Here is a 21609-nt window from a genome sequence, read left to right as displayed (position 1 = left end):
GTCAGAGCACCTTGCTGAGGAAGTCCCGGGTGCGCTGGTGCTGGGGGTCGACGAGCACCGCGTCGGGCGGTCCGGCCTCCACGACGACCCCGTTGTCCATGAAGACCACGGAGTCGGCGACCTCCTTGGCGAAGCCCATCTCGTGGGTGACCACGATCATGGTCATGCCGGAGCGGGCGAGGTCCTTCATCACGTCGAGGACCTCGCCGACGAGCTCGGGGTCCAGCGCCGAGGTCGGCTCGTCAAAGAGCATCAGCTTGGGCTCCATGGCCAGGGCCCGCGCGATGGCGACCCGCTGCTGCTGCCCGCCCGAGAGCGCACCGGGGTAGGCGCCGCTCTTGTCGGACATCCCCACCCGCTCCAGGAGCCTCAGCGCCCGCTCGCGCACGACACTCTTCGGCTCGCGCCGCACCCCGATCGGTGCGGCCATGATGTTCTGCAGCGCAGTCATGTGCGGGAAGAGGTTGAAGCGCTGGAAGACCATGCCGATCTCGGCGCGCATGCCGGCGACCTCGGACTCCCGGAGCTCGTGGAGCCGTCCCTGGTGCTCGCGGTAGCCGACCAGCTGCCCGTCGACGGTGAGCCGGCCGGCGCTGATCGTCTCCAGGTGGTTGATCAGCCGGATGAACGTCGTCTTGCCCGAGCCCGAGGGGCCCAGCAGAGTCATCACCTCGCCCCGGTGGACCTCCAGGTTGATGCCCCGGAGCACCTCCAGGTGCCCGAAGGACTTGCGGACGTCCTCCGCGCGGACCATGGGCACTCGTGTGTCGGTGGTCATCGGCCCTCCCCCTCGGTGTCGACCTTGATGCCCCGGCGGCGCTGGAGCTCGGCGAGCCGGCTCAGCACGCCCGCCCCGGCCAGCCGCTCGCTGCGGCTGTAGTGACGTTCGATGTAGTACTGCCCCACGGTCAGCACCGAGGTCACGATGATGTACCAGATGGAGGCCGTGATCAGCAGCGGGATGGTCTCGAAGTTGTCCGAGTAGATCAGCTGCGCGGCATACAGCAGCTCGGGGAACGCCAGGACACTGACCAGGGACGTCGTCTTGAGCATCGAGATCGTGTTGTTGCCGGTCGGCGGGATGATCACCCGCATGGCCTGCGGCAGGACGATCTGCCGCAGGATCCGGCCACGCTTCATGCCGAGGGCCTGGGCCGCCTCGGTCTGTCCCTTGTCCACGGACAGGATGCCGGCCCGGACGATCTCCGCCATGTAGGCGCCCTCGTTGAGGCCCAGCCCGAGGATGGCGGCCATGACGGGGGTGATGAGGACGTTGGTGTCGAACTCCACGAAGCTCGGGCCGAACGGGACCCCGAGGGAGAGGACCGGGTAGAGCGCCGAGATGTAGCCCCAGAAGAGGAGCTGCACGAAGATCGGTGTGCCGCGGAAGAACCAGATGTAGAGCCAGCTGACACCCGACACCGCGGGGTTGCTCGACAGCCGCATGACGGCGAGACCGACGCCCAGGACGATCCCCAGGACCATCGCGATGGCGGTCAGCTGCAGCGTCTTGAGCAGCCCGTCGAGGATCCGTACCGAGGTGAAGTACTCACCGACGACGTCCCAGCCGAAGTTGGGGTTGGTGAGGAGCGTGTTGATGAACATCGCGGCCAGGACCGCGATGACGACGTAGCTGGCCCACCTGATCGGGTGCCGCAGCTTGACGACCGGCTGCGCGTGGGCTCCCGGCGCGGGAGCGACCGCCTGCTCGCCGGGCGCCGTGGCCGGCCTCACTCGATGGCCCCGTTGATCTCCGACTTCTCGATCGCGATGTCGGTCAGGTTCCACTTCTCCAGGATCTCGGCGTAGGTGCCGTCCTCGATGAGGATGTTCAGCGCCCCGTTGACCGGCTCGACGAGCTCGCTGCCCTTGGGGAAGGCGACCCCGCCCGGGTTGGGGTTGCGCACCAGTGGTCCGACGGTCTCGAACTCGTCCGGGCTCTTCTTGGCGGCGTCCAGGAGGGGTGGGGCGTCCAGCATGACGCCGTCGATCCGGCCGCTCTTGAGGGCGAGCTGCGCCTGCGGACCGTTCTGGTAGGCCTGCGAGCTGGGCGGCTCGAGGCCGGCCTCCTCGCACTTGGGCGTCTGGGCGGGCAGGAAGGTGTTCTGCTGCAGGGACCCCCGGATGACGCCGATCGACACACCGCAGGCCTGGTCGGCGACGATCCCCTTGGGGTTGCCCTTCTCGACCAGGACCAGCGTGCCGTTCCAGTAGTAGGTCGCGAAGTCGACCGTCTTCTCGCGCTCCTTGGTGTCACCGATGGAGGACATGGCCATGTCCACCTTGCCCGCCTCGATCGCGGGGATGATCCCGTCGAAGGAGGTCTCGACGAACTCGATCTCCACACCGAGGATGTCCCCGACGGCGTGGGCGATGTCGGGGTCGAGCCCCACGATGGTCTTGCCGTCGTCGGCGACGGTCTCGAACGGTGGATAGTTCGGGTCGGTGGCCATCCGGATCACGCCTGCCTCCTTGATGTCATCAGGCAGCGACGCGGCGAGCTCCTCGTTCACCTCCTGCGCCGGTGCCGCGGACTCGGCGGCGGCGTCCTCCTGCTGACTGGGAGATGACGACAACCCGCACGACGCGAGAGTCAGGCCGGCGAGCACGGTGAGGGCGGAAAGGGACAACGGGCGACGTGCAGGGTGCATGTGAGCTCCTAGTGTCATGCTGTCTGACAGTTAGTCAGCCTGGCTGGCTCACGGGCAGGACGTCAAGACCCATTTGGTCATTTCTTCGTCAAGATCTGCGAGGCCGACTGGAAGCGCGCACCTTGTTCTGCCGCCGTGATCGCACAGTGGCCGCCCCCTTGTGAGCAAGGGGACGGCCACAGACGCGTTCGTGTCCTGGGCGGTGTTAGCGGAAGGTGACCAGCACTGTCCGCACACTGCCGTCGGCCACGACGAGCGCGAGCTCCCGGCAGGTACCGCGCCAGGTCTTGTCGGTCGCCCAGTCGACGCTGTGCTCCCCGCGACCCGACGAATAGGACGCGTGGAGCTGGCCCTTCGTCGCGATCGGGTCCCGCTCACCCAGCAGCTGCCCGGTGTCACAGGCGACCGCCTGGGAGGAGCTGGCGCTCAGGTCGATCACGCCCGGACCGCGGTCTCCACCGAGGTCCAGGCGGATGACCACGGTGCTGCCGGCCTGGATCGGCACGGCACCGTTGTTGCCGTTGAGGGTCATCCCGCCAAAGGGATACCAGACCTGATAGTCCACGACTTCCGTGACGTCGTGCCCCGCGAGGTCGGTCGCCTCCACCGTGAAGCGGTGCTCGCCCACCGTTGCCGTGTCCAGAGCGGTCCCGACTGCTGCTGACCCGAGACAGCTGGAGACGCCAGAACCCTCGTCTGCACAGGTGAAGTCGATGGTCACCGCCTCATCCAGTGTGTAGGGCACCGCAACCGGGCGGATGATCTCCAGGCTCGGCGCCACTCGGTCGATCTGGACCGTGACCTCCTGCCAGGGCGAGCTGTTCTCCGCCGTGTCGACCGCTCGATAGCGCACCACGCTCACGCCCTCCCGGGTCACCGGGACGGCGACGGGGACGGTCGCCGACGTCAGCTGCGGGGCACCGTCCACTGACCATTCCACCCGGTGGAGCGTGTTGCGGCCCCCGGCAACCGCCCCGAGGGTGACCTCGACCGAGTCCGTGTGCCAGCCGTTGACGTTGGCCCGGGGGTCGACGACTGCGGTGGCGGTGGGCGCCGTGGGGTCGAACCGATGGTGCACCCCACCGTCCGGCTCCTGGGTGGTCAGCTGTTCCTGGGCAGTGATGAGGATCTGCTCCTTCACGGCCTGGTTGCCACGACGGTTGGGGTGCAGGGTCCCCTTGCCTCCGGAGCGGTCGCCCTTGGGGCCCTGCTGCAGCTCGGCCACGGCTGCGGTCTGGATCCAGCGGTCGGGCACGTCTGGGTCATCGTTGGCGCCCACGCAGTAGCCGTGGCCCTGGAACGCCTCAGCGACCCCGCCGACGTAGTGCCAGTCGTGACGTGCGGCCGCCTGACGAATGTGCGCGTTCAGGCCGCCCATGAAGGTGAAGCGCGCGAAGCCGAGCTCGGTCGTGTTGGAGGGGTCCGGACCCGGTGGGTCAGGGTCTACGCCACCGACCCACTGTCGTCCCTCGATCTCCATGCCGAACTCCCACTTGACGTCCTCCAGGATCTCCTCGCACTCCTCGGGGACGGGAGAGCCGCCCCCGTCCGTGCGGAACTCCGTGCCGGGGTCGGGGTACTCCGTGATGTAGGTGTCACTGATCGGAACACCCAAGCCGTCGAGCGCCATGGCCAACCGGTCGTAGCGCGCCGGCATCTCCCCCATGTCCAGCTGGACTCGCAGGGCCAGCGGGATCGAGCTAGTCGCTCCCGGTCGCGGATCGGTGTAGACGTGCTTCGGGTGCAGACAGTTGTCGTGGACCACGCACGCGGCGGCGAGCGGCCCAAAGCCGGCGTCGTTGCCACCGGCGGAGACCATCAGGGCGTCGATCTGGCGGACCTGTCCCTCGGGCACGCCCGCGACCAGCGCCGCGTGCAACTGCGCCATCTGTGAGGGGATGTAGGCCCCGGGACTGTAGTCGTCAGGGGCGTCAGGTTGCACCCCGCGATACCGGCCGAGCACACCGCTCCCCTCGATCGGGGCATCGGCGGGATAGAAGTAGGGATCGACCGTGTGGATGGCGAACTCGATGGGCTGGTCCATCCCCGGCGCCCGCTGGTAGTCCCGGTCGATCGTGCCGCCGGAGCACGCAAAGGACAGATAGGTCACGGTCGTGCGTGGGTCGGCACGCTCCAGGTCCCTGGCGGCCTGAGCGGAGGCGGCGTAGGAGGACCGGTGGCACCTGTCATCCACCCACCGGCCGTACTGGTCATCGGGGCCGCGCGCCCACTCGACGGCTCCCTCGCCCGAGCCGTAGGAGTCACCGATCTGCACGATCAACAGGTCGTTGACCGTGACGGTCTGCTCCCACGCGCCGAGCTCCACGCCCTCCGGGCTGTTGACCAGCATCCGCACGTCGTAGCTGCCCTCGCTCGGGAAATCCAGGGTCACCAGGCACTCCGGCCCACTGATCCGGTGTCCGTCGTGAGCGGTGATGAAGGTGTAGGTGTTGAGAGTGGGGACCGGATCAGCCCCCGCCTGCGCGGCGTAGTCCTCGGCGGTGCGGCACCCGTTCACCTCGATCGGCCAGGACTCGGGGCGCACATAGTCGGTCTCATAGTGGCCGTCGGACGCGGTCGCTCCGGCAACCCAGCGGAAGTTGTAGTGGCCCGGTGACTGCTCGCGGAAGCGCTCTGGAGCCAGCCACGAAAAGCCGTCCTCCGGCGGCGTGAACCCAGAGCCCGGGCCAGGGTCGGGCTCGGGCACGATCGGATCGATTGGTTGGGCAGACGCGGCAAGCGGCGCGAGCAGCGCCAGGAGCAGGATGCCGGCCGCGGCAGATCGGGGTGGTCTCACAGGATCCTCCTTCGGGGACGCGACCACCCTCGCGGTGCGGGCCCTGCCACCGCGTCGGCTAGAAGGAGCGTGCGGTGAGCCAAAAGTACTGGCCCACATACATACAGCGGATGAGTCCGAGCCCTTACCCCTGCTGGGCGGCCCAGTGCTCCTCACGGCCGTAGGCGGTGGTCAGGTCGATCTCGTTCCCCTCGGGGTCGGTGACGGTCCACGAGATCGGCCCGGCGTCGCGGACGACGGTCCCGCCGGCAGCCAGTGCCGCCTCCAGACGGGCCCGGAGCTGGTCGTGCGGCAGGAACAGGTCGACGTGGATCCGGTTGCGCTGGGCACGCCGGGCCTCGTCGCCCGCGTCCATACCCTGGAGGAAGAGCGGCACATTGACCTGGTGGGGGTCGACGATGTCGGTGACGTGCGCACGCGGGTCCTCTTCGTAGCCGAGGGCAGCACGCCAGAACTCCCGGACAGCAGGGAGGTCGACCGCGTCGATGCCGATCTGGACAAAGCGTGGCGCGGCCACGTCCGCGGTCAGACCCATCCCGCGGGCCGTCTCCTGCACGCGCGCCGCCAGCGCCTCGTAGCCCTCGGTCATCTCCCAGCGGTCCTTGCCGCTGTCGAGCACCACCAGGCTCTGCCCGGCCGCTGCGGGGCGCACGTCGATGCCCAGCGGTAGGCCCGCCTCGTCGGCGAGCGCGGCCACGGCCTGCACGAACGCGGCAGCCGACCCGGTCGACCGACCTGTCCCCTGCACTACCGTCCCGACGGGGTAACACGCCATGGCCGAGAACACCAGGCGCCAGTCCTCGGTGCCCGGGCGCTCCCAGCGGTCGCTGCCCTCGGGCAGCGGGAGGACGTCGACCTCGTTGCCCTCGGCGTCGGCGACCGTCGCGTAGTAGCCGTGCTCGGCCACCGAGGACGCGCCGCGCTCGCGGAGTGCCGCCAGTGTCTCCGTCGCGACCTTCTGGGGCATGACCGAGTCCAGGTGCACCCGGTTGCGCAGGGGCCGGGGGGCGTCCTGGTCCTGGAACCAGATCGGCGGGTGCCGGTGGAACCGGTCGAGCAGGTCCTCGTCGCCGACCGGGTCATAGCCGAGCGCAGCCTCCCAGAAGGGCAGGACCGCGGCCTGGTCCATGGTGTCCATCGTCAGCTGCACGTCCTGCAGAGCAGCTGGGTCAGCCTCGAGGCCGAGCTCCTCGGCTGCGGCGGAGACGGCACGGGCCAGGTCCGCGTGCTCCTGCGTGAACCCGCCGTCGGTCGGGCCGAGGGGCAGGCGCACGTGGACGCCGAGGGAGCGGATGCTCGTCTCGAGTGCGCGGCCGGACTCGGCGGCGGCGTCCACCGCCCGCACCGCGAGCTCTGCCCCCGCGCCGTGCGAGGCAGCGCTGAACCAGGCCGCGGCACCGGCGCCCAGCACTCTCCAGTGCTCCGTGCCGCTGACCTCCTGGAACTGCTTGGCCGACAGTGTCTGTGGTGTGTTCGTGCTCTCTGTCGAGGTCGGGATCTCGCTCATGACCCCGATCGTCCCACCGGATCCGGACGATCGGCGTCCTGGAACTGACGGTCCTGAAATCAGTCCGGTGACGCCAGCGGCGGGACCTGTTTTCTGTAGATCCCGGGCGCCGTGGAGAACACGCCACCCAGGCGGGTAGCCCTCCGGGTCCTGGCAGTCAGTCCAGGAACGTGGCGCGCAGCTCCTGCAGTGCCTGCGTCACCGCCGGGTCGGCGTCACCGACCTTGCGGATCGCGTTGTCCAGCTGGGCCACCACCGCGCGGTCCCTCGCATTGCCGTCCGCGAGCTCCTCGGCCGTCGCGAGGTGCTCGCGCACCTCGGCGAGGGTGTCCCCGGTGAGCGCTCCAGAGCGTTCCGCCTGGTCGACGAACGCACCGGCCACGGCGAAGCTGGGGTCCCAGGTGTAGGCACGCATCGCCATCGCGTTGTGCTCCTCGAGCACGACCTCCTTGGCCGCCTCGATCTCGTTCTCGCTGAGCAGGTCGGTCGGCGTGACCTCAAAGACGTCCACGCCTCTGGCGATCTCCGAGCCGTAGACCTGGCCGTTGTACCAGTAGGCGGACCAGAACCCGCCGAGGACGAGCTCGGAAGCGCTGATCGGACCGCGGTCGAAGTAGGCGATCTCGACCGGGTTGGCGGGATCGGTCATGTCGAACATCGACACTCCGCCCTGGTACCAGCCCTGGACCACGATGTCGCGCCCCGGCACGGGCACCAGGTTGGCCTGGTGCGCGACGCAGTTCTCCTGGTTCGTCTGTGACGTCGGGAGCTTGTAGTAGTCCTGGAAGACCAGCTGCGGGGTCGGTCCGCTGCGGTCGATGGTGAAGACCGCGTTGGCGCCCCACGCCAGCTGGTGGTTGGGCGCGCAACGGGCTCCGACACCGCCGCCCCACTCGTCCGTGAACATCACGGTGGTGCCGTCGTTGTTGAAGTTCGCCGAGTGCCAGTAGGCGAAGTTCTCGTCGGCCACCGCGTCGATCCGGACCGGGTTGGCGGGGTCGGAGATGTCGATGAGCAGGCCGTTGCCCTGGCAGGCGCCGGCCGCCAGCCCGATCTCCGGGAAGGCGGTGATGTCGTGACAGGTGTTGGTGTTCGGCGTCGGCGAGTAGGTCGTGCCGGCCGGGGCGCACTCGTCCGTGTCGGCGCACGGGTGGGTGGGCCGGGTCGGGCCATTCTGCAGGCCGTCGACCTCACCGTTCTCGCCCTGGAAGAGGCGTACCTCGTTGACCACCTCGGCGGCCGCGGCGTTGTCCACAGGCACCTTGATGACCTCGATCATCCACATCGACGGGTTCGGGCTGTCGGGGTCGGTCTGACCGCAGCGCCCGTCGACGAAGCCCTCCGGCGTGTGCACGGCCTCGCCGGGGTGACGCTGCCCGGCCGTGCCGCTGTTGTAGATGTAGACGTTCGACGGGTCGTTGGGGTCCTCGACCAGGCGGTGGGTGTGGGAGCCGCGGCACAGCTGGATCGCGGCCACCTGGACCGGGTTGTCCAGGTCGGAGATGTCCCAGATCCGGACTCCGCGCATCCGGTCCGGGTTGGGCACGTCGCTGGGCCCGGCCCCTTCGGTGCCGCAGTCGACGCGACCGTTGGACTGCTCCACGGAGGTGAACAGCAGGTCACCGTAGACGTTGACATCGCCCTGCCCACCGGGACAGACGACCGACGTGCGGAGGGTCGGGTTCGCGGGGTCGGAGATGTCGAAGATCTGGAAGCCGTTGAAGTTGCCCTGGACGTAGTGGTCACCGGTGAAGCCGGCATCGGAGTTCGCGAACGCGAACGATCCGACGTTCTCCGGGTCGAAGAAGGGCGTGTCCGACTTCTTGAAGTGGGCCAGCAGGTCCATCCCGGCGGTGGCGGTCGCGGCGTCCTCGAAGCCTGCGGCCAGCTCGGCGCGGGGGTCATCCGGGTCGGGGTAGTCGGCGGCGTTGGCGAGGGCGGGCAGGAGTGCCAGGAGCATCCCGACCGCGGCCAGCACCCCCAGCAGACGGCGCGGTCCCCCGCGCAGCTCGATCGGTGAAGCCTTGCGGCGTGGCATGGTGCAGCCTTCCGACGTTCGGGTCTGCATCACCCACGAGTTTCGGCCTCTTTGCCGACGGGCGTCGCCTTGGCCGACGCGACGAGAGGCGTGGCGACCAAGCCTTGCTAGACCCTGGGGTATGGGCCGATACTAGAGGCTGCTCACAACGGCCCACAATGCCTACCGGGCGGTCACTTCTGGCCCCGCCCCAGGGAGCATGATCATGCAGGTGCGCCATGTCCTTCCCAGCACACTGGTCCTCTCCGTCGCCCTGTTGACCGGATGCTCGGGTGACGAGACCGGTGAGGTGGCCCCCACCTCTCCGACCGCCCGGCTGCTGCAGGGCGCCGCTCCCGGCGAGGCCAACCAGACGCTCACGGCGATGCCGGAGATCGACGTGCCCGAGCCGACCGAGGCCGACGTCGAGTTCGTGCACATGATGCTGCCGCACCACGCCCAGGCGCTGGAGATGACCGCCCTCGTCCCGAGCCGCACGTCACGCGAGGACGTGCCCCTGTTCGCCGAGCGCATCGAGCTCAGCCAGGCCGACGAGATCGAGCTGATGGTCAGGTGGCTGCAGACCCACGACCTGCCCGTGCCGGCTGGGTTCGACGCGAGCGCTCAGGGCGGGCACGAGGCCCACAGCACCCACACCGGTGGTCACGGTGCCCACGTCGACATGCCCGGTCTGCTCACGCCCGAGCAGCTGGAGCAGCTGGCGGCGGCCGAGGGCGAGGCGTTCGACCGCCTCTTTCTCGAGTTCATGCACTACCACCACGACGGCGCGCTCCAGATGGTCCAGGACCTACGGGACAGAGGTGGCGGGCAGGAGCCCGAGCTGGCCATGCTGGTCAACCACATCGACTCCGACCAGCGCATCGAGATGGACCGGATGGAGTCGATGCTGGCAGAGATCGGGTCGGGCTGACGCGTCGGCTGCGGTTGCTCATCAACCAGCCGTATGCCGGATGGCCGGGGCAGTGGGTCGCGGCACCGACCGCTCTGCGGAAGTGGTCGCGGGCGACAGCAGGTGCAGAGCCGCGCTGTCCGGCGGCATCCTTGTGATGCGCCACCTCATCCGATCACGCCCCTCCCAGCGCGACGCGTACCGCGTCCCGACGCGGATCGCTGTCATCCTCGTCGACGAACGCCGCGAGCGCCGACCGCATCTCCCCCACGTGTGCGGAGAGCTCGTCTCCCGGTCGGTGCTCGGGCCAGACGATGCGTCCGTCCGGGTCGAGCATGTTGCTCAGCGCGTGCTCGACCTCCATCGGCCGCAACAGCGCCCGGCTCGCAGTGACGATCTCCTCGGACGCGCCGTCCGCGATCAGCCTGAACAGGGCTGCGCGGGCACCGTAGAGGTTGCCCGTCAGCGCCTCCGCTCGCAGCAGGTGGTTCAGGACGAACGCCCGGTCGCTGGGGGCCGCCTCGCCCAGATCGCACCGACGCAGCAGATCCCGCCCCTCGACGAGCCCCCCGAGCTCGACCAGGACGCAGCCCCGCGTCGAGCTGAACGCCTCCTCCCCGGGGTGCAGGCGCCGCGCCTCCGCGCTCGCCTCGTCCGCCTCGGGCAACCAGCCGTCCGGGCGGGACAGGAGCAGCGCCCACGCCAGGTTGTTCAACGTCATGGCCCGGGTGTGGTCGTCCTGCGGCAGCTGTGCCGCCTCGCGCAGGAGGGCGACGGCCTTGTCGAGCTCGCCGGTGAAGATCCCGCGGGTTCCCTCGACTCCCAGGAGGACCGGGTCGGAGTGGTCGACCGGCTCGTCATCGACCGGTCCAGGATCGCTGTGCCCCGGCGACTCCCCTGCAGCATGCCGGCGCATCTCCGCGGAGAGTCGGCCGGCGGCCAGCGCCTGCCGGGCGGACCGTTGTCCGCCGCGGGCGAGCGAGAGCAGCGCGGCGCCGTCCGTGCGCACCGCCCCGTCCTGCAGCGTCAGGGGCAGCAGGTTGACCACCGCGATGAGTACGCCCAGCACGACGAGAGCCCACCGGGCCAGCTCTGCCAGACTGCCGGCTGGGGCGCCCGCCAGCAGCAACCACACCACCAGCGCCAGAGCGAGGTTGCTCAGCGGGCCGGCCACGGTCACCACCGCGAGCTTGGCGCGCAGCCCCGCCTCCGACCGCGGCTCGAGATGGGTGGCTCCGCCGTTAAAGCCACCGACCTTCACCACGGTCCCAAAGAGACGGAACCGCAACCAGGGCCTGTTGCCTCCCACCGAGACCTCCGGCACGCCGACCCCCATGCCGCGGGCGGTGAGCGCGTGCGCCGCCTCGTGCACGACCACGTGCACCGCGCCCACCCCGAAGACCAGCAGGGTCACGCTCAGCACCCCGAGGAACTCGGCCATCGTCAGCAGCCTCACATCACGTGGACGCTGAAGATCTCGACGCGGATGTCGTCACCACTGTCGACGACGTTGGCCTCCATCGTCAACAGACTCAGCCCCTGGTGCGCGGTCCACAGACTCAGCAGGACGTCGTAATGTCCCGGGCCCTCGTAGCCCGGGTAGCAGTCAGACCACTCCCACGCACTGTCGGGCAGGTCCACGAGCGGGTCGTGATAGGCCTCGATCCACTTTGTCGCCGCTTCCTCGACGTCCGTGACGATGCCGTCCCGCTGCAGGCCCTCATAGTCCTCAACCACGAGCCGGTGCACGATCTCCGACAGCACCGGGCGCCACCGCTCGGGCACCGGGTGCTCACCTCGAGACGGCAGAACCTCCAACGGCTCGGGCGGCACGATCGGGTCCGCTGGGATCGCTAGCCACTCCGACCCGGGCGTGACGTCCACGAACCCGCTGACCCAGTAGTCCTCGAGATCACTGTCCTCGGGAGTGATCAGCCGGACACGAGCGCCGCGGGACGCCCCCCCGCTCTCGGTCCAGAGAGGCACGACCGTCTCGAGCGTGGGAAGGGCAGCACCGGGCACCGGACGCAGTTCCACGCGGTCAGCGAACTCCTCCCACGCCCCGTGGGGAATCTCCCGCAACGGCGCCCCGACCGCCTCGAGCTCACCACGCAACTGGTCGGCGCTGAGATCGCTGCTCATCGCGAGCAGTCCGACCTCTCGATTCGCGAGGAGGCTCGAGACCATCCGCAGCACGAGGAGCTGACGGCTCCGCTCGCCTGGGTCGGGCGCATCATGCCTCGGATCCATCAGGGGAAGACCTTCGTCCTGGTCGAGTCAGGAGCACGGAGGGTGACGTTGAAGTACTGACCCACGTGTGCCATCGCTGCAGACTCATGGCTCCGCATACCAGCGGCGCGCAGGGCCATCTTGGCGATCTGCTTCTCGGCCCCGAGCGTGCCACGTCCAGGTGTCCGCTGCACCGCGTAGGTAGCGAAGTGCTGCTGCACCGTGAGGATGATCGCCGATGCGTCCCCTCGCGTGTACCCCGGGACATAACCCTTCACAGCAGCATGCTGGACGATGTGGTGCGCGTGGCACAGGTGGCCGGTTCCCCGGTTGGCCCTGCTCAGGTCCCGGTAGGTCCCGATCATGCCTACAGGGGCATTGCAGTTGTCGTCCCGGTCGGTGCGCGGGGGCGCGCCGCCACCACCCGGTCCACCAGGTCCCGGCAGTGGAGGGCTCGGGTTGGTGCGTGGAGGGCGACTCGGGTTCGTCGGGTCGTCACGTGTGTCTCCGCGGCTGCCCCCCGACAGCTGCTGCTGAGTGACCAGTGCCACCACGAGAGACGCGAAGACAAGCTCAAGGATCTTGCCCAGGGAGACCTGGCTGGTCGCCGTAGCCGCCGCCGGCACGACGGCGATCCGCATGCTCAAGCCGTACTCTCCCGACGCGAACATCCCCGTCGGGTCGGTCCACGACGTCGGGTTGCTCCCGACGTACGCGTACTGGTTGTAGCCGACCACCCCCGGCGCACCGGGACGGACCGGGTCGATCGACAGCATCGCGCCGGTCAGCGGGTCGAGGTCGCGGGCCCGCAGGTGCACCAGGCCGGTGCCGTCCTGCATCTGCCCCGTGAACCCGAACACGCTGCCAGCCCCGCTGACGGTGCGCTCACCGAACGGGTCATAGGTCATCGTCGAGGTCACGGCACCGGCGGCGTCGGTGGTGGCCCGGACCGAGCCCAGGCCGTCGCCGAGCAGGTAGGAGCTCGTGTCCCCGACGGCAGCCAGCGGCCCGCCCGCGGCGTGGACGTACCCGGTCTCACCGTCGGAGATCAGGGTCGGCAGCCCGCCCGCGCGGTCATAGACCAGCTCCTGGGCGGCGGCGCCGTCGACCTGCGAGCTGACCCGCACCCCGTCCGCGTCGTAGCCGTAGGCAGCCTCGACCCCGGAGACGTCGGCCGCGACGAGGCGGCCCGCCCAGTCCCAGTCGAAGGTGTCGGACCCTGCGGAGGTGCGGTGACCCGCCGCGTCATAGCCGAACGTGTCGCCACCGGCCGCGAGGAGCTGACCAGCAGCGTCATAGCTGTATGCCGTGGTGGCACCGTCGCGGGTCTCGCTCAGTCGGTTGCCGGCCGGGTCGTAGGTGTAGGCCACCTGCTCCCCACCGGCGAGGTCGGCCCTCACCAGGCGGTTCAGCGCGTCCAGGACGTAGGTCTCGGTCCCGGCGGAGGACTCGACCGCGACCCGGTTGCCGACCGCGTCCAGGGTGTAGTCGAACGACTCGGACACGCCACCACCGGTGTGGGCGACCGACACGAGGCGCCCGGCCCCGTCATACGCCTGGGTGGTGGTGACACCGTTCGGCCGGCTGATCCCGACCGGCCGCGAGTCGCCGTCATAGGTCAGCGTCGTCACCGCACCGTCCAGACCGGTCAGCGCCACGACCCGTCCGGCCGCGTCATAGCTGTACCGGACCTCACCCTGCGGCTGAGTCATCGTCAGGCGCTGCCCGGCCGCGTCATACGAGTAGCCGACGGCGCCCTGGGGCGTGACCACCTCGGTGATCCGACCGGCGGGGTCATAGGCCCACCGGGTGGTGGCCGGACCCTCGGTGGCGCTCAGGCGACGCCCCCGCAGGTCGTAGGTGTAGCTGATCGCACCGGCCGGGTGTCCCTGCGAGAGAAGGCGACCCGCGGCGTCATAGTCACGGGTCACCGTGACCCCGCGCCCGTCGGTGGAGCTGGTGAGACGACCGGCCGTGTCATAGGCCCAGGTCCGGGCCCGGCCGAGCGGGTCGGTCTCCCTCACCTGCTGGCCGAGGGACCCGTACGCGGTGGTCCAGGTCCTCCCGTTGGCGTCGGTCAGCGTGGTCTGCTGCCCCGCGGCGTCGTAGCCGAAGGTGACACTCCCCTCGAGGGCGTCCGTGATCGCCACGACGCGACCGCCCGTGTCATAGGTGGTGGTCGTGGCGCGCCCCAGGGCGTCGGTCTCGACCACCGGCCGGCCCGCCGCGTCATACCCCGTGCGGGTCACATGACCGGCCCCGTCCGTCGTGGCGGTCACCAGACCACGCCTGTCCAGCTCGTATGCCGTGCGCACCCCTTCCGCAGAGATCTCACCGGTCATCCGGCCGGCTGCGTCGTAGGTGTAGGTCGTGGCGTTGCCCAGCGGGTCGGTCACCTTCGCGGTCCGACCGGCCGCGTCGAAGACGTAGGTGCTGACGCGTCCGAGCGGGTCGGTGGAACTCACTGCCCGGCCGGCTGCGTCGTACGCCGTCGTGGTCAGGGCCCCCGTCTCGTCCGTGGAGCTGACCAGGTGCCCGTCGCGGTCATACGCCTGGGACGTCGTCGTCCCGTCCGGCCAGGTGGTGCTGGTGCGCCGTCCCGCCGCGTCATAGGTGTACGTCGTCTCCCGACCCAGCGGGTCGGTCGTCGACAGCAGCAGCCCGGCCGGACTGTAGGTGGAGGTGGTCACGCCACCGGCCGGGTCGGTCTCCTCCAGGAGATGCCCGGCGGCGTCGTACCCGTACGAGGTCACACCACCCGCGGGGTTCTCCTCGCGGACCAGGCGCCCCGTGCCGTCATAGGCATAGCCGGTCTCCCGGTCGAGCGGGTCGGTGAGCGACACGAGCTGCCCGAGGCCGTCGTACCCGTAGGAGGTGACCCCGCCGGTGGGCGCCGTCTCGGCCACCACCCGGCCGTTGCGGTCGTAGGTGAACCCGGTCGTGGCACCGAGCGGGTCGAGCTGCGCCGTGACGCGACCGGCGGCGTCGTACTCCCACCGGACCGAGTGCCCCTCGGGGTCGGTCTCGGCGAGGACCTGCCCGGCGGCGTCGTAGGTCCACACGGTGGAGGCGCCGGTCGGGTCGGTCTCGCTGACCATGCGCCCGGCGTCGTCGTAGGCGAACACCGTGCGACCCCCGAGCGCATCGGTCTGGACGGTGACCCGCCCCGCCGCGTCATACGCCCAGGTGCGCGTGTTGCCCAGCGGGTCGGTCTCGCTGGTCTGCCGGCCGGCACTGTCGTAGCCGTAGGTCCAGGTCCCTCCCTCCCGCTTGGTCATGCCGGTCTGGTTGCCGTTCGCGTACGCGTAGGTCTCCGGGTTCCCGTCCGGGTCCACGATCGAGGCGAGCGTCCCGTCGTCGTTCCACTGGTATGCCGTGACTCGCCCGTCCGGGTCCGTCCAGGTGAGCGGCCTCCCGGAGTCGTCGTAGGTGACGACCGTGGCGGCGCCACGGGGGTCGGTGATCTGCGTGACGTCCCGGCCGTCGTAGGCGGCGCGCCACTGCGCGCCCTCGGGGTCGACGCGGAGCACCGCGTTGTCGAGGTCGTCGTACTCCCAGGTGGTGGTGTCGGTCCGACCGTCGTGGAGGTGGTCCTGCCGGAGCAGGTTGCCGCGCTCGTCGAGGGTGGAGACGGTGGTCAGACGGCCCTCGGCGTCGGTGACCGTCTCGGTGCGCGCACCGATATCCACACTCACGGCGGTGCGGGCACCGGTCGCGTCGGTCACCGCGACCAGGCGACCGTCGGCGTCGTACTCCAGCGTCTGGAAGGCGTTCCCGAGCCCGTCGGTGATGCCCTGCAGCAGGCCCGCCGCGTCGTAGCCGAACGTCGTCTCGCTGCCGGTCGGGTCGGTGACGCTGGTCAGCCGGCCGTCGGTGTAGCCGTAGCCGGTGACCGAGCCGTCCGGGGCGGTGATCCCGGTGATCCGTCCGGCACCGTCGCGGGCGAACTCGACGGTCGGCCCCTCCGACGACACGAGTCCGTCCTCGCCGAGGGTCAGGGTCCTGCCCTGGGGGTCGGTGACGGACAGCAGGCCGAGGTCGCGGTCGACCAGGTATGCCGTGCCGTCCCGGGCCTCGATCTCGAACCGGTGGGGGTCGTAGACCCCTGAGTAGCCCATGCCGGCGTAGAGGTTGCCGTCACCGGGGTGGAACAGCGAGCTGTCGCCGGCCACGGGGCGCAGCGTCGAGGTCGACCCCTCACGGGCGGTGTACCTCGCCGAGGTGAAGAACGGCAGGATGTTGCTGCCCGGGGCGGGGGTCAGGTCGAACAGCTCCTGACGGCCGTCCGGCCAGGTGACGGTGACGACGTGGGGCACGTCGGTGGTGTAGTCGACGATGCAGAACGCGAGCGCGCACGAGTGGACGTCGGTGCCCCAGCCGCTCTGGCCCAGCGGGCGGGCGGTGCTCGCGGTGACGCTGGCGACGTCCAGCGACCAGCCGGGGCCGAAGTCGCCACCGACCGCGTCGAAGCTGTCGTAGGTCCGGCGCACGGACAGCGGGAGCCCACCGACCTCGACGTTGAGGTCCTCGAACGTCGCGACATACCGCCCGGGCTTCAGCTGGCCGTCGACGACCAGGCCCGTCTCGCTCGTGGTCGTGCCACCACCGGAGGCGGTCACCGCGACGGTCACGACGTAGGTGCCGTTCGGCAGGACGGTCGGGTCGAACACCGCGAGCAGCGGGCCCTCGTCGGCGCCGTCCGTGTCGTCGGCCATGAGCCGCATCGCGGCGGCCGCGGCCTCTGCGGGCCACGGCCCGGAGGCCAGCTCCACCTCCGGCCCTCCGCTCGCACGCCGGTAGCTGACCACCCAGTCGACCAGGTCCTCGCCGTCCGGCGGGGTGACGAGCGCGCGCACCTCGAGCGGCTCGGTGACGACCGCGCCGTCCGTGAGGGACGTGCCGGCGAACAGCGGCCCGGGGATGACGGGTGCCGGCTCCTCGGCGATGGGGGTCGTGGTGCTGCCGCCGTCGACGGCCCGGGGGTCGGTGGTGGACACCGGCTCGAGGGTGTCGCTGTGCACGACGCCCTGGGCGGACACGCTGGTCACACCGGCCGGGAGCGGGTCGACGATCTGAGCCCGGAACGTCACGGTGGCCGTGGTGAGCCCCTCGAGCGTCCCGAGGTCCACGAGCACGTCCGGCGGGGCCGTCCCCTCCTCCGGTGCCGGAGGCTCCTGGACGGTGCCCTGGGTCGTGCGGACCGAGTCGGCCACCAGGCCGGTGTGCGGGTCGAGGCGGACCTCGAGGCGCGCGCCCTCGACGGGAGCGTTGCCCTCGGCGTGCAGGAACACCTCGTACTCGAGGGTGTCCCCCGCCCCGGGGACCCCGTCGCCGTCGGCGTCCAGCACCAGGTCGCTGGTCATCGTCGCCGTGAGGCGGGCGACCGGCACGATGATCTGCGTGCGGGTCGGGTCCGTGCTGCCGGGACGGGTCGGGTCGTCGGTGAGCAGCTCGGGCAGGCCGTCCGCGCTGACCGTCCCCTGCGCCTCCACGTGCCGGGCGTCCTCGGGGAAGGGGTCGGTGACCCGCACGTCATACGTGATCCCGACGTCCGTGCCACCGGTGACGTCGCCCACCAGGACCGAGACCGTGGTGTCGCCGGACGCGTTGCCCGTGGACACCGTGCCGTGGCTGGTCGTGACGGCCCCGGCAACGAGCGTGGTGTGGGGGTCGGGTGCGACGTCCAGGCGCACGCCGGTCACGGTCGAGCCGCCCCGGTTGGTGAGGGTCGCGCGGTAGCGCAGCGTGTCCCCGGGGCTGGGCAGACCGGAGCCGTCGGCGTCGTCCTGCACGGTGACGGACTGGGTGGCCACCAGCAGGCCGGCGCTCTGCACGGTGGTCGTGCTGGCCGCGTCCACCGGGCCGTAGCCGTTGCCGTTGGCGTCCTGCCAGCTCGCCGTGGAGCCCGACTGGACGACCCCGCCGTCGTGGTCGTGCGGCACCGCGAAGGTGGCCCCGAGCGTGGAGACCCCGCCCGGCTGCAGCGTGGCGGGCACGTCCGGGACGTCGACCGGCTCTCCGCCCACGGTGTGGGTGACGCCCAGGGCCAGGGCCTCCGCGCCCCCGGTGTTGCTCAGCCCGAGGTCGTAGGTCAGCACGGCCCCGGCGGTCGAGGTCGCGTCCGCCGTGGAGCTGAGCCCCACCACCGGGACCGTCGACGTCAGGGACGACATCCCCTGCGGCGCGATGACCAGACCGACCCCGGCGGTCGCGCGGGCGAACGCGAACGTCCGCAGCTCCGCACCGTCGGTGGCGGCCAGCCGGGCCAGGTAGGCGGCGCTGGTCTCGTGGTCGCCGCGGGCAGCGGGGACGGCGACGGTCACCGGTGCGGTCGTCGTGGCGGTCGCGCCCGGGCCCACCGCGGCGAGCCCCTCGGCCTCCGTGGAGGTCAGCGAGAGTGCGTCCCCCTCGGGCCGCAGGACCGTGACCTGCACGTCCTGGGCGCTGGCGCCCTGCGCGCGGAGCTCTCCCACGACGTCGTGCCCGAAGCGGTAGAGCCGGCGCACCTGCGTCGTCTCCGGCGTGAACTCCAGGACCACGGAGTGCCGCACGGCGGCGGACTGCTGCTCGTCCAGCAGGACGGCGACCTGGGCGGGGGTCAGGTCGACCACGGCCTGGTAGCCCCAGGACGCGAGGGAGCCGGGCTCGAGGGTCGTGCCGGTCAGCAGGTCGTCGCCGGCCGGGTAGGTCACTCCGCCGGTCGCGTTGGGCGTGGCCGTGAGGGTGACGCCCTCGGACCGGGCCGGCGGGTCGAGCGGCACGTAGCCGTCGGTCGTGCCGGCGGCCCCGGCCAGGGAGACCCAGCGCTGCTCGGCGACGTCGAGGTACTCCACCTGGTAGGACCAGTGCGCCAGGGTGGCGGTGCTGGTGTCCATGTTCTCGGCACCGACGACACCGGGCAGGACCAGGCGGCTGCCGGTGTTGGTGACCTCGACCGTGTGGGTGACCGTGTCTCCCGGGACCGCGGTGTCGGCGTCCGCGGCGAGGCCGACCTCCAGGCTGGGCACCAGCAGGGAGGCGGCGACCGTGCGCTCGGGACGGCTGCAGTCGACCGCCTCGGTCACGAAGCCGCTGCCGGAGATCGTGATCGTGTCGGCAACGATGCCGCAGGAGAACCGGTTCTCGTTGCCGGAGACCTCCACCGCACCGGCGGGTGCGGTCACGAAGCCGAGGAACTTCGAGCTGCTGGCCGAGACCTTCAGCCGGGTGCCGCCGGCCAGGAAGAGCAACCCGTCGGCATACGGCTCGAAGGCCGGTCGCGTGCCGGCGACCTCCAGCGACCCCTCGGCGACGACGCTCACCCCGCCCCCACCGATGTCGCTGCCGTTGATCAGGACGTCGCAGTCGGCGTAGTAGAGGCCCGGCTCGAGGACGGTGTTGTTCACGTGCCACGTGCCGGCGCTGCCGCACTGGGCGGAGACGTCGTGGTAGTCCTCACCCGCATCGAGGGCCGCACGGCCTCCGGGCCGGTAGTCGGCCAGGGCGAAGGCGACAGGTGGCTCCACCTCCACCGCTGCCCGGGCGGGCACGACCGAGAAGACGTGCCGGTCGGTGTCGGCGCTGATCGAGTGGGCGTAGGTCGTGGCGCCGGTGACGCTCTTGGTGGCACCGCGCACCCGCAGCTCGTGGTTGCTGTGGACCCGTCCGGTGACCGCGCCACCACCCCCGGACCAGTCGAGGGTCAGCGGGGCCGTCGTGCTGCCGGCCCACAGGGCGACGGGCTCGGCGACGTCGACGGTCGCGGCGTCGGCCGTGCCGGTCCCGCCGTCCTTGTCGACGACCGTGATCGTGACCGCGTAGGAGCCGGGACGGGCGTAGACGTGTGAGGCGACGACGGTCCCCCACCCGGCACCGGCTGTGACCGGTGCGGCCAGCGGGTCGCTGCCGTCGCCGAAGTCGACGGTCGCCGAGTGCACGTCCAGCCACCCGGGGTCGGTGAAGCTGGCCGTCGCCAGGGTGACCCCTCCGGCATACCCGGCGTCGACGTCCGCCGTGACGACGGGGACGCCGTTGGCGACCGTGACCGTCACCGTGTCGGTGGCGCTCTCCTGACCGTCGCTGACGGTGAGCCCGAAGGCGTAGGTGCCGTCGTCGGGCGCGAGGAAGGAGGGCGCGGCCGAGGTCGGCGAGGTGAGGCTGACCGGTGCCCCGTCCTGCTCCAGCAGGGTCCAGGCGTAGGTCAGGGGGTCGCCGTCCGGGTCGGTGGAGGCCGTGCCGTCGAGGCTGACCACACCGCCCTCGTCGACGGTGACGTCGTCGCCGGCGTCCGCGACCGGAGGCTGGTTGGACTGCACCGTGGCGCAGTGCGTGACCGAGCCCTCACCGGCCACGTCGCGACCGTGCGCCGTCACGCACACCTGGTGCTCCCCGGACCCGAGGCTGTCGAGGAGGTGCTCGAAGGAGATGGAGACCGGGCCCTCGGCGGGCAGCGCCGGGTCCGTGGTGGCGGAGAGGTCGACCGGGTCGCCGCCGTCGACGGTGGCCTCCAGCCGGGTCACCCGGCTCCGGGCGACGCCGGGCAGGACGTTGGGCAGGTCGGCCACGTCCTCCACGACCTCGGTGCAGGTGCCGCCGGTCAGGTCGGCGATGTCCTGCAGGCTGCCCCGGCCGGAGTAGTCGCTGTCACAGCCGGCAGCCGCGCCGACGGCGAAGGTGTGGATGGTGACGTCGCTGCCACAGGTGAGCGCGTCGCTGACGTGTCGCCCGCGGTTGGACTCACCGTCCGACAGGAACGCCACGACCTGGTTCCCCGTGGTGGATGCCGCCAGGGCGTTGCAGGTCGAGACGAGCCCCGCGTCGAAGTTGGTCCCAGCGCTCACGGTCTGGCTGGTGAACCTGCGGACCCCCGGGAAGAAGCCCCCCGTGTAGACAGAGCGGAGCACCTCGTCGACGTCACGGCCGCCCCTGCCGTCGGCGTCCGCGGGCGGGCTGGTGAGCACCTGTCGACCCGCTGCCGGGCCCACGTCGGCAATGGCGGCACTCGCTGCAAAGACGACCACGCCGGTCTCCTTGACAACGCCGCTGTCCACGGCCGCGTTGTTGAGCTCGATGGCCGCGGCGACCTGGCAGTCGAGGACGGTGTCTGTGTGACCGTCGGCGTTCTGCTCGCCACCGCAACCGTCGAGCAGGATCGTGCTTCCGGAGATGTCCATGACGTAGAGCAGCGTGGTGTCGGGGACGGCGTCCCCCTCGCCGAGGGCCACGGTCCCGTCGAGTCGCACGCCGGCCTCTCCGGCGGTGGTGTCGAACCCGACCGAGAGGCTGGTGCCCCCGGGCAGCTGGCCCTCGGTCACCGGGCTGGGTGCGGCCTCTGCCGTCGCCACGGTGCCCGGCGGGGTCACCGCGCTGACCTCCTGCGGTGCGGCGGTCAGCGTGGTGACCACCATGCTCAGCCCCAGCACCCCAGCGAGCACACGACCAGCCGTCGAACCGAACATGGCCTACCCCAATCTCGACACGCAAGGAACCCCAAGAAAGCAACAAGGCACCCGGTCTGAC

The 21609-nt window shown here is 70.8% G+C and carries 10 protein-coding genes; 1 reads left to right on the top strand and 9 read right to left on the bottom strand.

Going from position 1 to position 21609, the window contains the following annotated elements; all coding sequences use genetic code 11:
• Position 1: 1 nt before the first annotated feature.
• From DA085_RS19535 to DA085_RS19510, 6 genes are all read right to left on the bottom strand, one after another.
• Positions 2 to 778: an amino acid ABC transporter ATP-binding protein gene (locus DA085_RS19535; protein ID WP_272914506.1), complete on the bottom strand. Its 777-nt coding sequence runs from the start codon at positions 776 to 778 to the stop codon at positions 2 to 4.
• Entirely contained in the window at positions 775 to 1734 is a 960-nt protein-coding gene (locus DA085_RS19530; protein WP_237565623.1) for an amino acid ABC transporter permease, read from the bottom strand. The genes DA085_RS19535 and DA085_RS19530 overlap by 4 nt, the downstream gene beginning before the upstream one ends.
• Positions 1731 to 2651, bottom strand: coding sequence for an ABC transporter substrate-binding protein (locus DA085_RS19525; protein ID WP_161958582.1), 921 nt, complete (start codon positions 2649 to 2651; stop codon positions 1731 to 1733). Before DA085_RS19525 ends, DA085_RS19530 begins: the two co-directional genes overlap by 4 nt.
• Before the next feature lie 205 nt (positions 2652 to 2856).
• Positions 2857 to 5448 carry a PxKF domain-containing protein gene (locus DA085_RS19520; protein WP_109474670.1) on the bottom strand — a complete coding sequence of 864 codons (2592 nt, stop codon included), beginning with the start codon at positions 5446 to 5448 and terminating at the stop codon, positions 2857 to 2859.
• Positions 5449 to 5572: 124 nt separating this feature from the next.
• On the bottom strand, positions 5573 to 6955 hold the full coding sequence (locus DA085_RS19515; protein WP_109474669.1) for a VOC family protein: 1383 nt from the start codon (positions 6953 to 6955) through the stop codon (positions 5573 to 5575).
• Between the two features lie 157 nt (positions 6956 to 7112).
• The gene (locus tag DA085_RS19510; protein ID WP_202619334.1) at positions 7113 to 8993 is read right to left on the bottom strand and encodes an LVIVD repeat-containing protein; all 1881 of its coding nucleotides are present in this window, start codon (positions 8991 to 8993) and stop codon (positions 7113 to 7115) included.
• Between the two features lie 205 nt (positions 8994 to 9198).
• Here DA085_RS19510 and DA085_RS19505 point away from each other — a divergent pair, with 205 nt between their 5' ends.
• Positions 9199 to 9903, top strand: coding sequence for a DUF305 domain-containing protein (locus DA085_RS19505; protein ID WP_161958581.1), 705 nt, complete (start codon positions 9199 to 9201; stop codon positions 9901 to 9903).
• 154 nt (positions 9904 to 10057) lie between these two features.
• On the opposite strand, the gene DA085_RS19500 is transcribed toward DA085_RS19505, so the two are convergent.
• From DA085_RS19500 to DA085_RS19490, 3 genes are read right to left on the bottom strand one after another with little or no spacing between them, the layout of a single operon-like run.
• Complete coding sequence (locus tag DA085_RS19500) at positions 10058 to 11338, bottom strand: M50 family metallopeptidase (protein ID WP_109474667.1); 1281 nt, start codon at positions 11336 to 11338, stop codon at positions 10058 to 10060.
• A complete protein-coding gene (locus DA085_RS19495; protein WP_109474666.1) occupies positions 11335 to 12132 on the bottom strand; it encodes a DUF7668 domain-containing protein in 798 nt (265 codons plus the stop codon). The genes DA085_RS19500 and DA085_RS19495 overlap by 4 nt, the downstream gene beginning before the upstream one ends.
• Positions 12132 to 21548, bottom strand: coding sequence for a PKD domain-containing protein (locus tag DA085_RS19490; protein WP_109474665.1), 9417 nt, complete (start codon positions 21546 to 21548; stop codon positions 12132 to 12134). The genes DA085_RS19495 and DA085_RS19490 overlap by 1 nt, the downstream gene beginning before the upstream one ends.
• Positions 21549 to 21609: the final 61 nt, after the last annotated feature.

It is taken from the genome of Ornithinimicrobium cavernae (genome assembly GCF_003121625.1).
In the GTDB taxonomy this organism is placed as follows: domain Bacteria; phylum Actinomycetota; class Actinomycetes; order Actinomycetales; family Dermatophilaceae; genus Ornithinicoccus; species Ornithinicoccus cavernae.
The sequence above is the reverse complement of the archived record's forward strand: the minus strand, read 5'-3'. Positions and strand labels throughout refer to the sequence as shown.